This is a genomic window from Pseudomonas inefficax, from assembly GCF_032164165.1.
Lineage (GTDB): Bacteria > Pseudomonadota > Gammaproteobacteria > Pseudomonadales > Pseudomonadaceae > Aquipseudomonas > Aquipseudomonas inefficax.
On record NZ_CP134401.1, the window covers coordinates 1295298 to 1307462 of the forward strand.

Sequence of the window (12165 nt, forward strand, 5' to 3'; positions counted from 1 at the left end):
CCCCTGTGGGAGCGGGTTTACCCGCGAAGTAGCCAGCGCGGTGGTCAGGAGGGCACCGATGCAGGCGCAAGGCCAAAATTTGTGCTTCTATCTGTGTTCCGCCTCGTGTCGCAGACCGTTTTCGCCACGCACCCAGGACCACCATGCACCACTCGACTCATGACCTGCTCTCTCCCGTTCCGGGCATCACCCGCCAGTTGCACAGCTTCCACTTCGGACCTCGCGGTGGCGGCAAAGTCTATATCCAGGCCTCGCTGCATGCCGACGAGCTGCCCGGCATGCTGGTGGCCTGGCACCTCAAGCGCCGCCTGGGTGAACTGGAACAGCAAGGCCGCCTGCAGCGCGAGATAATTCTGGTACCGGTGGCCAACCCGGTCGGCCTGGAACAGGTGCTGCTGGACGCGCCGCTGGGGCGTTTCGAACTGCAAAGCGGCGAGAACTTCAACCGTAACTTCGTCGACCTCTCCGACAGCATCGGCGACCAGATCGAAGAACACCTGACCGAAGACCCGGCACACAATCTCGCGCTGATCCGCGAATACCTGCGCCGGGGGCTGGACGCACACCCAGCGCGCACACCGCTGCAGGCCCAACGCCTGATCCTGCAACGCCTGGCCTGCGATGCCGACATGGTGCTGGACCTGCACTGCGACTTCGAAGCGGTCGAGCACCTGTACACCACGCCAGACGCCTGGCCGCAGATCGAACCGCTGGCGCGCTACCTGGGCGCACAGGCCAGCCTGCTGGCCACCGATTCGGGCGGGCAGTCGTTCGATGAATGCTTCAGCCTGGTCTGGTGGCAGTTGCAGCAACGCTTCGGCAAACGTTTCCCGATTCCGCTGGGCTGCTGTTCGGTCACCGTCGAGCTGCGCGGCCAGGCAGATGTCAGCCACGACCTGGCCAGCAAGGACTGCCAGGCAATCCTTGACTTCCTGACCCATGCGGGGGTCATCGAAGGAGCCGCAGCCGCCCTGCCCGCCTTGCGCTGCCCGGCCACGCCGCTGGCCGCCGTCGAACCGGTGATAACGCCACTGGGCGGGCTGCTGGTGTACCACGCCCGGCCAGGCCAGCACCTGGAGGCGGGCCAGTTGATCGCTGAAGTCATCGACCCGCTCAGCGACCGGGTGACTGCCATCCACAACAGCCAGCCCGGCCTGCTGTATGCACGTAACGTACGGCGCATGGCTACCGCTGGCATGGTCATCGCCCACATCGCAGGCGAGCAGGTGTGCCGCAGCGGCTATCTGCTGGCCAACTGATCCGGTAAAACCATTGCACCTGGGTGGTGGTCTCTAGACACACAACCTCCAAAGGACCTCATGCCTCATGCCCGCTGCCCCCGACCTCGCCAAGGCCTGGTTCGCCAAGCGTGGCTGGAAGCCGTTCGCGTTCCAGCGCCGTGTCTGGGCCGCCGTGGCACGTGGCGAGTCCGGCCTGTTGCATGCCAGTACCGGCGCCGGCAAGACCTATGCGGTATGGCTCGCCGCACTGCGCGCGTTCAAGGCACAATGCCAGGAGCGCCAGGAGCGCCAGGGGCGCCAGGCTGCGCCGTTGCAGGTGCTGTGGGTCACGCCTATGCGGGCCTTGGCCACCGACACTGCCCGCGCCCTGCAGGCGCCACTGGACGAGCTTGGCCTGCCGTGGAACGTGGGCGTACGCAGCGGCGATACCGGCAGTGCCGAACGCGCCCGGCAGGCACGGCGCCTGCCCAGCGTACTGGTGACGACGCCGGAAAGCCTGACGCTGTTGCTGACCCGGGCACAGGCCAGCGAAGACTTCGCCACGCTGCGCCTGGTGGTGGTGGACGAATGGCACGAACTGTTGGGCAACAAGCGCGGGGTGCAACTGCAACTGGCCCTGGCGCGCCTGCGCCGCTGGCACCCGGGCCTGCCCACCTGGGGCCTGTCCGCCACCCTCGGCAACCTCGAGCATGCGCGGGATGTACTGCTGCCACAGGGCGGCTTGCTGGTGCAGGGCCGGCAAGACAAGCCGCTGCTGGTCGATACGCTGCTGCCAGCGGCCATCGAGCGCTTCCCCTGGGCCGGGCACATGGGCTTGAAGATGCTCGACCAGGTCAGCCGGGAGATCGATGCCAGCACCAGTTGCCTGGTATTCACCAACACTCGGGCGCAGGCCGAACTCTGGTACCAGGCCCTGCTCGAAGCACGCCCCGACTGGGCCGGGCTGATTGCCTTGCACCATGCCTCATTGGCCCGGGAGGCCCGCGACTGGGTCGAGCGCGCCCTCAAGCAGGGCAGCCTGAAAGCGGTGATCTGTACCTCCAGCCTGGACCTGGGCGTGGACTTTCTGCCCGTGGAGCGCGTGCTGCAGATCGGTTCTGCCAAAGGCATCGCCCGCCTCATGCAGCGCGCCGGGCGCTCGGGCCACGCGCCGGGGCGGCGCTCCCGGGTCACCCTGGTTCCCACCCACAGCCTGGAACTGGTGGAAGCCGCCGCTGCCAGGCAGGCCCTGGCCGCCGGGCACATCGAGGCCCGGCAGTCGCCACGCCTGTGCATGGATGTGCTGGTGCAGCACCTGGTCAGCATGGCCTTGGGCAGTGGCTTTTGCGCCGAATCGTTGCTCGAAGAAGTACGCAGCACCTGGGCCTTCCGTGAGTTGCGCGACAGCCAGTGGCAATGGGCGCTGGATTTCGTCTGCCATGGCGGCAGCTCGCTCAGCGCCTACCCGGACTACCAGCGGGTCGAGCGCCATGCCGACGGCGTTTACCGGGTTGCCAGCGAACGCCTGGCGCGCCGCCACCGCATGAGCATCGGCACCATCGTCAGCGACGCCAGCCTGCAACTCAAGTACTGGAGCAAGGGCGGTGGCGGCAAAGCGCTGGGCAGCGTCGAGGAGGCGTTCATCGCCCGCTTGCGCCCGGGCGATACCTTGGTCTTCGCCGGCCGAGTGCTGGAGCTGGTGCGCGTGGAAAACATGACCGCCTATGTGCGCCGCAGCACCGCACGCAAGGCAGCGGTGGCACGCTGGAACGGTGGCCGCATGCCGCTCTCCAGCGAACTGGCCGACGCCCTGATCGAGCAGCTTGGCGCAGCAGCTCAAGGGCGTTTCGACGGCCCGGAGATGCGCGCAGTACAACCTCTGCTGGCCTTGCAGGCGCAATGGTCGGCGCTGCCTGGCCCTGGCACGCTGCTGGCCGAAACGCTCAAATCGCGCCAGGGCTGGCACCTGTTCCTCTATCCGTTCGCCGGGCGCATGGCCAACCTTGGTCTGGCCAACCTGATTGCCTGGCGGGTGAGCCGGGTACAGCCGCTGTCGGTCTCGATTGCCGTAAACGACTATGGGTTCGAACTGCTCAGCCCCGGCAACGTCGACTGGGCGACGCACCTGCCACAGGCGCTCGCCACCGAACATCTGCTGGACGATGTGCTGGCCAGCCTTAACGCGGGGGAAATGGCGTTGCGGCGCTTTCGCGAGATCGCCCAGATTGCCGGCCTGGTGTTTGGCGGATATCCGGCGGCGCAAAAAAGCCTGCGGCAGATCCAGGCCTCCAGCGGGTTGTTCTACGAGGTATTCCGCAAGCATGACGCCGACAACCTGCTGCTGGGCCAGGCGCGGGACGAGGTGTTGAACGAGGAGCTGGAAATCGAGCGACTGCATCGGCAACTGCTGAAAATGGCGCAATTACGCCTGGATCTGCGACAGCTGAAGCGGACCGGGCCGTTGGCGTTCGCCCTGCTGGTGGAAGGCATGCGAGAAACCTTGAGCACCGAGAAACTGGCGGACCGGATTGCGCGAATGGTCGCGGAACTGGAAAGCGCGGCGGAGGGTTGCGCATGACCGCGTCTTTATCCATCGAGCACTGTGGCCAGGTGCTCTGGCTGCTTGCGGACAAGGCCCTCTATTGGCCCTCACGTCGGGCCCTGCTGGTCGCCGATGTGCACATCGGCAAGGCGGCAAGCTACCGTGCCCTGCACCAACCAGTACCACGCGGCACCACCGAAGCGACGCTCGCCCGGCTGGATGCCTTGTTGGCGGCGCATGATTGCGAGCAATTGATCGTTCTGGGCGACTTTCTGCATGCGCGCACAGCACGGGCGCCGGCAACGCTGGCCAGGCTGCAAGCGTGGCGGGAACGACACGAAAATCTGAGGATCGTGCTGATACGCGGCAATCACGATCGCAACGCCGGCGATCCGCCGGCATCGCTCGGCATTGAGGTAATGGACGAACCTTGGCTGCTGGAACCCTTCGCCCTACAGCACGAACCCGCCCCCCATCCAACTCATCCGGTGCTGGCGGGCCATGTACACCCGGTGTTCGTGCTGCGCGGCAAGGCGCGGCAACGCCTGCGACTGCCCTGCTTCCTGATCGATGTCCAGGTCAGCCTGCTGCCGGCGTTTGGTGAGTTTACCGGGGGTTGGGAAATCGCCCCCAACGGCAGCCGGGTGTACCTGGCCGGAGCAGACCGCGTCTGGCCTGTGTAGCGACGCTCAGGCGACAGGCGCAGGAGGCGGCTCGTCAGGCAGGGTTGGCTCGCCTGGTTCCATGGGGGGCGTTTCGCCCGGTTCCGGCGGTTGCGGGGTGTCCGGGTCAGGCTGGTGGGGCACGCCCCCCGCCTGCATCGGCAGCGGGTGCGCCAGCAGTGACCATGGTAGCAACCCGACGTGGTTAGGCTGCAGAACTGCCAGCTTGGCACTGATTGTGGGGTGGAGTTTCATTGGCTGCTCCTGGCAAGGCCGCCACGCATCATGCGTACCGGCGTTATCCAGTTGGAGTGCCAAAGGCGCGGGGAATTCCCCGCGCTTGTCGGCTCAGGTACGCGGCAGGGTGACGCCGCGCTGGCCCTGATACTTGCCGCCACGGTCCTTGTACGACACTTCGCATTCTTCGTCGGACTGCAGGAACAGCATTTGGGCCACGCCTTCGTTGGCGTAGATCTTTGCTGGCAGCGTGGTGGTGTTGGAGAACTCCAGCGTCACGTGGCCTTCCCACTCGGGCTCGAGCGGGGTGACGTTGACGATGATACCGCAACGGGCATAGGTGCTCTTGCCCAGGCAGATGGTCAGCACGTCACGCGGAATGCGGAAGTACTCGACGGTGCGCGCCAAGGCGAAGGAGTTCGGCGGGATGATGCACACGTCGCTCTTGATGTCGACAAAACTGCCGGCATCGAAGTTCTTCGGGTCGACGGTGGCCGAGTTGATGTTGGTGAACACCTTGAATTCGTCGGCGCAGCGCACGTCGTAGCCGTAGCTGGAAACGCCGAAGGAGATCACCCGGCTGTCCTGTTCGCCGCGCACCTGGCGCTCGACGAACGGTTCGATCATGCCGTGTTCCTGCGCCATGCGGCGAATCCACTTGTCCGATTTGATGCTCATGGCGGGTTGTCCTGAAGAGTTGCGAGGTGAAAATTCGAGACGCGCATCTTACCGGTCCCGGCGCCCAGGTTAAAGTTCCATGCCTCATCCCGCGCCGGGCGGGGGCTGCAGCCGCCGTCGATCCGAATTTGCATAAAGCGGCTTCTGACCATTGGCAGGTTGCGGAAAGTGGGGTAAGGTGTTGCCACTGTGCTGCACGTGACACCGAGAATATCTAGTTTGATGCACGATCCTGATCGGCCCATCGCTGAATTTTCTGCTCTCTTTGCGCTCAGTCCCGGCCAGGGTTTTTCCTGACCGTTATCAAATTGTCCAAGGAGACAGAAAAATGTCCAATCGTCAACAAGGCGTTGTTAAGTGGTTCAACGATGAGAAAGGCTACGGCTTCATCACCCCTCAGTCGGGCGACGACCTGTTCGTGCACTTCAAAGCCATCCAAGCTGACGGCTTCAAAACCCTGAAAGAAGGCCAGGCTGTTACTTTCGTCGCTACCCGCGGCCAGAAAGGCATGCAGGCTGAAGAAGTTCAGATCGCCTAAGTCGATCGAAGCTTCCTAGCTTTCAAAAAAACCCGCCTTCCGGCGGGTTTTTTTATGCCTGGTCGAAAGATCGAGTCAACCTCTTCGCGGGTAAACCCGCTCCCACAGGGTCCGCGCGGTATTTGAAGGCTGCGCGATACCTGTGGGAGCGGGTTCACCCGCGAAGCAGGCGACTCGGTCTGACAGATCAATCTTCGCTGATGGTGATGCTCGGCATCGCCGGCGCCGCCGCTTCCTGCAGCACGATGCGCGCCCCTACCTGACGGGCCAGTTCCTGATAGACCATGGCAATCTGGCTTTCCGGTTCGGCGATGGCGGTCGGCTTGCCATTGTCGGCCTGCTGGCGAATCACCATCGACAGCGGCAGCGACGCCAGCAGGTCGACGCCATACTGGCTCGCCAGCTTCTCGCCACCGCCTTCGCCGAACAAGTGTTCGGCATGGCCGCAGTTCGAGCAAATGTGCACGGCCATGTTCTCCACCACGCCCAGCACCGGGATGTTGACTTTGCGGAACATCTCCACGCCCTTCCTGGCATCCAGCAGGGCCAGGTCCTGTGGAGTGGTGACGATTACCGAACCGGCCACCGGCACCTTCTGCGCCAGGGTCAGCTGGATATCACCGGTGCCCGGCGGCATGTCGATCACCAGGTAATCCAGGTCGTCCCAGGCGGTCTGGGTCACCAACTGCAGCAGCGCGCCGGAAACCATCGGGCCACGCCAGACCATCGGGGTGTTGTCGTCGGTAAGGAACGCCATGGACATGACTTCCACGCCATGGGCCTTGATCGGCACGAACCACTTCTGCTCGCGAATCTGCGGGCGGGTGCCTTCGGCGATGCCGAACATCACGCCTTGGCTGGGGCCATAGATATCCGCATCGAGAATACCCACCCGCGCACCCTCGCGGGCCAGCGCCAGGGCCAGGTTGGCCGCCGTGGTCGACTTGCCCACACCACCCTTGCCCGAGGCCACGGCGACGATGTTCTTGACGTTGGCCATGGCCGGCACCTGGGCCTGAGCCTTGTGCGCGGCAACCACGCAGTCGATCGACACCTGGGCACTGCTGACGCCCTCGAGGTTGCCGATGGCGGTCTGCAGCACCTGGGCCCAGCCGTTCTTGAACAGCCCTGCGGCATAACCCAGCTGCAACTGCACGCTGACCTGCCCGCCCTGGATATCGATGGCACGCACGCAGCCGGCGCTGACCGGGTCCTGGTTCAGGTAGGGGTCGGTGTACTGGCGAAGCACGCCTTCGACGGCGGCACGGGTGACGGCACTCATGGAGACTCCCAATGGCAAACTGAATGTAAAACAGGCGCCTATCCTAACCCGTCAATCGTCAGCAGATGCGCATGCGGGGTGAAATATCTTCGCCAGCCCTTTATAGTGGCCGATCAACCTCATTTTTACCCCGTCGCCAGATAAGTAGCCAAGCCACCATGTCCGAGCCACGTCAGATTCTCGTCACCAGCGCCTTGCCCTATGCCAACGGATCGATCCACCTTGGCCATATGCTCGAGTACATCCAGACAGACATGTGGGTCCGCTTCCAGAAGCTGCGCGGCAACCAGTGCATCTACGTCTGCGCCGACGATGCCCACGGCTCGGCCATCATGCTGCGCGCCGAAAAGGAAGGCATCACCCCGGAACAGCTGATCGCCAACGTCCAGGCCGAACACAGCAGCGACTTCGCCGACTTCCTGGTGGACTTCGACAACTTCCATTCGACCCACAGCGAAGAGAACCGCGAGCTGTCGGGCCTGATCTACGCACGCCTGCGTGACGCCGGGCACATCGCCACCCGTTCGGTGACCCAGTACTTCGATCCGGAAAAGGGCATGTTCCTCGCCGACCGCTTCATCAAGGGCACCTGCCCCAAGTGCGCGGCCGAAGACCAGTACGGCGACAACTGCGAAAAATGCGGCGCCACCTATGCGCCTACCGAGCTGAAGAACCCCAAGTCGGCCATCTCTGGTGCCACCCCGGTACTGCGTGATTCCCAGCACTTCTTCTTCAAGTTGCCGGACTTCCAGGCCATGCTGCAGCAGTGGACCCGCAGCGGCACGCTGCAGGACGCGGTGGCCAACAAGCTGGCCGAATGGCTGGACTCGGGCCTGCAGGAATGGGACATTTCCCGCGACGCGCCGTACTTCGGCTTCGAGATCCCGGGCGAGCCAGGCAAGTACTTCTACGTGTGGCTGGATGCACCGATCGGCTACATGGCCAGCTTCAAGAACCTCTGCGCACGCCGCCCGGAGCTGGACTTTGACGCGTTCTGGAACGAAGGCTCCAAGGCCGAGCTGTACCACTTCATCGGCAAGGACATCGTCAACTTCCACGCCCTGTTCTGGCCAGCCATGCTCGAAGGCGCAGGCTTCCGCAAGCCAAGCGCGGTCAACGTCCACGGCTACCTGACCGTGAACGGCGCCAAGATGTCCAAGTCGCGCGGTACCTTCATCAAGGCCCGCACCTACCTCGACCACCTGCAGCCGGAATACCTGCGTTACTACTACGCGGCCAAGCTGGGTCGTGGCGTCGATGACCTGGACCTGAACCTTGAAGACTTCGTGCAGAAGGTGAACTCCGACCTGGTCGGCAAGGTGGTCAACATCGCCAGCCGCTGCGCCGGCTTCATCCACAAGGGCAACGAAGGCGTGATGGTGGCTGGCGATGCCGCACCGGAGCTGACCGAAGCCTTCCTGGCGGCAGCCCCGTCGATCGCCGACGCCTATGAAGGCCGCGACTTCGGCCGTGCCATGCGCGAAATCATGGCGCTGGCTGACCGCGCCAACGCTTGGATCGCCGACAAGGCCCCGTGGTCGCTGGCCAAACAGGAAGGCAAGCAGGATGAAGTGCAAGCCATCTGCGCCCAGGGCATCAACCTGTTCCGCCAGCTGGTGATCTTCCTCAAGCCGGTGCTGCCGGTGCTGGCCGCCGACGCCGAGGCTTTCCTCAACGTGGCACCGCTGACCTGGAACGACCACCTGTCGCGCCTGGAAAACCACCAGCTGAACCCGTTCAAGGCACTGATGAGCCGCATCGAACCGGCCAAGGTCGAAGCCATGGTCGCCGCCAGCAAGGAAGACCTGCTGGCCGCCGAAGCCAAGGCCCCGGCCGGCAACGGCGAGCTGGCCAAGGACCCGCTGTCAGCGGAAATCGAGTTCGACACCTTCGCTGCCGTCGACCTGCGCGTGGCGCTGATCGTCAAGGCCGAGGCCGTAGCGGGTGCCGACAAGCTGCTGCAACTGACCCTGGACATCGGTGACGAGCGCCGCAACGTGTTCTCCGGCATCAAGTCGGCCTACCCCGACCCGTCCCAGCTGGAAGGCCGCCTGACCATGATGGTGGCCAACCTCAAGCCACGGAAGATGCGTTTTGGCGTGTCCGAAGGCATGGTAATGGCGGCCGGGCCTGGCGGTGAAGAGATCTACCTGTTGAGCCCGGACAGCGGTGCCAAGCCGGGCCAGCGCATCAAGTAACTGACCTTGCCGGGGGCTGCTCTGCAGCCCTTTCGCGACACAAGGCCGCTCCTACAGGGGATCGCATTTCCCTATAGGAGCGGCCTTGTGTCGCGAAAGGGCCGCAAAGCGGCCCCAATGCCTCACACCAATCCCGGACAATCGCCCCGATTCCCGGCTATCGTCATCTCATGAGCGATTATCTTCTGGTGCTGATCAGCGCCGCGCTGGTCAATCACCTGTGCCTGCAACAACAGCCAATCCCCAGGCTGCACCTGCATGTGCACGGCCTTGCCTGCGCACTGTGCATTGCCTTGGGCGTGATTGGCGCACAACTTCTGGTGCGCGGGGTGCTTGCCCCGCTGCAGGCCCAGGACCTTGCCCTGTTCCTGTTGTTGCCCTGGCTGGCCATGCTTGCCTGGGGCGTGCCATGGCTGCTGACAAGGTGGCGCCCGACCTGGCCGACAACGCAATTGCCCACGCTGCTTTTGAGCAACGCGGTAGTACTGGGGTTGACCCTGCAACAGGCAAGTGATGACAGCACATGGCTCGCTACCCTGCTGCGAGGCCTGCTGTCCGGCAGCGGCTTCTGGCTGGCGCTAGTGTTGTTCGCCGACCTGCGCCAGCGCAGCGCTCATGCCGACGTCCCCGGGGCAATGCGCGGCCTGCCCATCGAACTGCTCGGTGCCGGGGTGATGGCCATGGCGTTTTCAGGCTTCAATGGGCTGTTCGCCCAATGACTGCCAAGCCCGACCCGCGGCTCCGTACCAGCATGGGCCTGGTGTTGCTGGCTTGTGTACCTGGCCTGCTGGCGCTGTTCTGGCTGCATGGCTGGAGTTTGCTGCTGAACCTGTTGCTTTGCGCCAGTGCCGCGCTGCTGTGCGAGGGGTTGGTACTCACATTGCGAGCACAACCGTGGAACACGGCGCTGAATGATGGCAGCGCGCTGGTCACTGCCGTGCTGCTGGCCGCCGCCCTCCCCCCCCTGACGCCATGGTGGTTGCCGGTGATCGCTACCAGCGTTGCCATCGGCATCGGCAAGCAGGCCTTTGGCGGAGTCGGGCGCAACCTGTTCAACCCGGCCATGGTCGGCTATGCCTTCGTGCTGCTGAGCTTCCCGTTGCAGATGAACCATTGGCCAGGGCCAGCACCTGGCCTGCTCGACAGCCTGCAACAGGTATTCATCGGCAGCGATCAGATCGATGCCTGGGCCCGGCCGACACTGCTCGACGGCCTGCGTCACAACCGCAGCCTGACCATCGACGAGCTGTTCGCCAGCCACCCGGGCTTCGGTAGCATCGGGGGGCGAGGCAGCGAATGGGTCAACCTGGCATTCCTGTTGGGCGGCCTGTTCCTGCTGCAACGCAAGGTGATCAGCTGGCATGCGCCGGCAGGCCTGCTGGCAGGGTTGTTCCTGTTCAGCCTGCTGGGCTGGAATGGCTCGGGTTCGGACTCCAACGGCTCCCCCCTGCTGCACCTGTTCTCCGGCTCGACCATGATGGCGGCGTTCTTCATTGCCACCGAACCGGTGACCGCGCCCCGGCAGGAGTGGGCGAAGCTTGGGTTCGGCCTGGGGGCAGGCCTGCTGATCTACCTGATCCGCACTTGGGGTAGCTACCCGGACGGCACGGCGTTCGCCATCCTGCTGATGAACCTCACGGCGCCGAGCCTGGAACGCCTGGCCTTGCAGCGCCAGCGGGTTGCCCGATGAAGCGCCTGATACGTGATATGGGCGTGCTGCTACTGACTGGGGCACTGGCGCTGTCGGCCACCCTCGCTTGGCGGCACTGGACCAGCGCGGCCGTCGCCGACGCAGAGAAACAACTCAACAGCAGGCAGCGGCTGGCGGTACTGCCAGAGGGCAGTTACGACAACCAACCCCTGGACAGCCCCCTGCCCAGGCCCGCCGCACAGCGGCCAAACAGCCGGATCCTGGCCGCTTATCGGGCGACACTGGCGGGCAAACCGGTCGCCATCATCCTGGTCACCCAGGCACAAGGCTATGCTGGGCCGATCATGCTGAGCGTGGCCATCGCCGCGGACGGCCGGTTGATCGGCAGCCAGGTGGTAGAGCAACAGGAAAGCCCCGGGCTGGGTGCACGCCTGGGTGATCCGCAACTGAACTGGCTGAGGCAATTTGCCAACCGCCAGCTGGGCGATCGCTGGGCGCTGAAGCGCGACCAGGGCGACTTTGACCAGTTGGCCGGCGCAACCGTGACCTCACGGGCAGTGATCGGCGCGCTGCAGGAAGCGCTGAGTTACTTCGATGAACAGCGCAGCGTATTGCTCGAGGGCGCCACGCATGACTAGGTTCTACCTGCTCGGCGCAAGCCTGGTGCCGCTACTGGGTGCCACCCGAACATTGAGCGAAGGCGCCACCATAGGCGTGTGTGCGGTGCTGATGAGCAGCCTTCACCAGCTGTTGCTGGCACCCCTGCGCCAGCGGCTCGCTACATGGACCTATGTACTGGCCAGCCTGCTGGTATTGGCGGCCCTGGCCAGTTGCCTGCAACTGGCACTGCGTGCCTGGCTGCTGCCACTGGCACTCGCCCTCGGCCACTACCCCGCACTGCTGTGCCTGCAATGCCTGGCCATTGACCACCTGTTGCCCGGTCAAGGCCGCTGGCGCGTGCTCGCTGGCCACCATTGCGCGCTGCTCGCCACATGCCTGCTGCTCGGCGCCAGCCGCCAATGGCTGGCCGATGGTACCGGCCTGCACCTGGCTACCCTGGCCCCGGGTGGTTTGCTACTGCTTGGATTGTTGCTGGCCTTGTACAATCGCCTGCGTCCGGGTCCCGCCCAATCACACCGTCAAGGAAAGCTCTGATT

Annotated in this window: 12 protein-coding genes; 9 read left to right on the forward strand and 3 right to left on the reverse strand. The window is 64.4% G+C overall.

The window, feature by feature from the left end; all coding sequences use genetic code 11:
* The first annotated feature begins 143 nt into the window (after positions 1–143).
* The 3 genes from RIN61_RS05765 (at position 144) to pdeM (ending at position 4445) form a co-directional block, all read left to right on the forward strand.
* On the forward strand, positions 144–1259 hold the full coding sequence (locus RIN61_RS05765) for a succinylglutamate desuccinylase/aspartoacylase family protein (RefSeq protein ID WP_112250623.1): 1116 nt from the start codon (positions 144–146) through the stop codon (positions 1257–1259).
* 67 nt (positions 1260–1326) lie between these two features.
* On the forward strand, positions 1327–3798 hold the full coding sequence (locus RIN61_RS05770) for a ligase-associated DNA damage response DEXH box helicase (RefSeq protein WP_207877371.1): 2472 nt from the start codon (positions 1327–1329) through the stop codon (positions 3796–3798).
* The gene (gene pdeM / locus RIN61_RS05775; RefSeq protein ID WP_112250619.1) at positions 3795–4445 is read left to right on the forward strand and encodes a ligase-associated DNA damage response endonuclease PdeM; all 651 of its coding nucleotides are present in this window, start codon (positions 3795–3797) and stop codon (positions 4443–4445) included. Before RIN61_RS05770 ends, pdeM begins: the two co-directional genes overlap by 4 nt.
* A gap of 6 nt (positions 4446–4451) precedes the next feature.
* On the opposite strand, the gene RIN61_RS05780 is transcribed toward pdeM, so the two are convergent.
* Both RIN61_RS05780 and dcd read right to left on the reverse strand, forming a co-directional pair.
* On the reverse strand, positions 4452–4679 hold the full coding sequence (locus RIN61_RS05780; RefSeq protein WP_085625918.1) for a hypothetical protein: 228 nt from the start codon (positions 4677–4679) through the stop codon (positions 4452–4454).
* Between the two features lie 93 nt (positions 4680–4772).
* Positions 4773–5339: a dCTP deaminase gene (gene dcd, locus RIN61_RS05785; protein ID WP_003258001.1), complete on the reverse strand. Its 567-nt coding sequence runs from the start codon at positions 5337–5339 to the stop codon at positions 4773–4775.
* 328 nt (positions 5340–5667) lie between these two features.
* On the opposite strand from dcd, the gene RIN61_RS05790 reads away from it, so the two are divergent.
* Positions 5668–5877, forward strand: a complete 210-nt coding sequence (locus RIN61_RS05790; protein ID WP_056802159.1) for a cold-shock protein — start codon at positions 5668–5670, stop codon at positions 5875–5877.
* 187 nt (positions 5878–6064) lie between these two features.
* Here RIN61_RS05790 and apbC read toward each other — a convergent pair whose 3' ends face one another.
* The gene (gene apbC / locus RIN61_RS05795; RefSeq protein WP_112250617.1) at positions 6065–7159 is read right to left on the reverse strand and encodes an iron-sulfur cluster carrier protein ApbC; all 1095 of its coding nucleotides are present in this window, start codon (positions 7157–7159) and stop codon (positions 6065–6067) included.
* A gap of 158 nt (positions 7160–7317) precedes the next feature.
* Between apbC and metG the strand changes: the two genes are divergently transcribed.
* The 5 genes from metG to RIN61_RS05820 all read left to right on the forward strand — a co-directional run bounded on the left by metG (position 7318) and on the right by RIN61_RS05820 (position 12163).
* The gene (metG, locus tag RIN61_RS05800) at positions 7318–9357 is read left to right on the forward strand and encodes a methionine--tRNA ligase (RefSeq protein ID WP_112250615.1); all 2040 of its coding nucleotides are present in this window, start codon (positions 7318–7320) and stop codon (positions 9355–9357) included.
* Between the two features lie 170 nt (positions 9358–9527).
* Positions 9528–10076, forward strand: a complete 549-nt coding sequence (locus tag RIN61_RS05805) for an Rnf-Nqr domain containing protein (protein WP_112250613.1) — start codon at positions 9528–9530, stop codon at positions 10074–10076.
* Positions 10073–11047, forward strand: coding sequence for an RnfABCDGE type electron transport complex subunit D (locus RIN61_RS05810; RefSeq protein WP_112250611.1), 975 nt, complete (start codon positions 10073–10075; stop codon positions 11045–11047). Before RIN61_RS05805 ends, RIN61_RS05810 begins: the two co-directional genes overlap by 4 nt.
* Positions 11044–11646 (forward strand): RnfABCDGE type electron transport complex subunit G, encoded by a 603-nt coding sequence (locus RIN61_RS05815; RefSeq protein ID WP_112250609.1) that lies wholly within the window; start codon positions 11044–11046, stop codon positions 11644–11646. Before RIN61_RS05810 ends, RIN61_RS05815 begins: the two co-directional genes overlap by 4 nt.
* Positions 11639–12163 (forward strand): Rnf-Nqr domain containing protein, encoded by a 525-nt coding sequence (locus tag RIN61_RS05820; RefSeq protein ID WP_112250607.1) that lies wholly within the window; start codon positions 11639–11641, stop codon positions 12161–12163. Before RIN61_RS05815 ends, RIN61_RS05820 begins: the two co-directional genes overlap by 8 nt.
* Positions 12164–12165 lie beyond the last annotated feature (2 nt).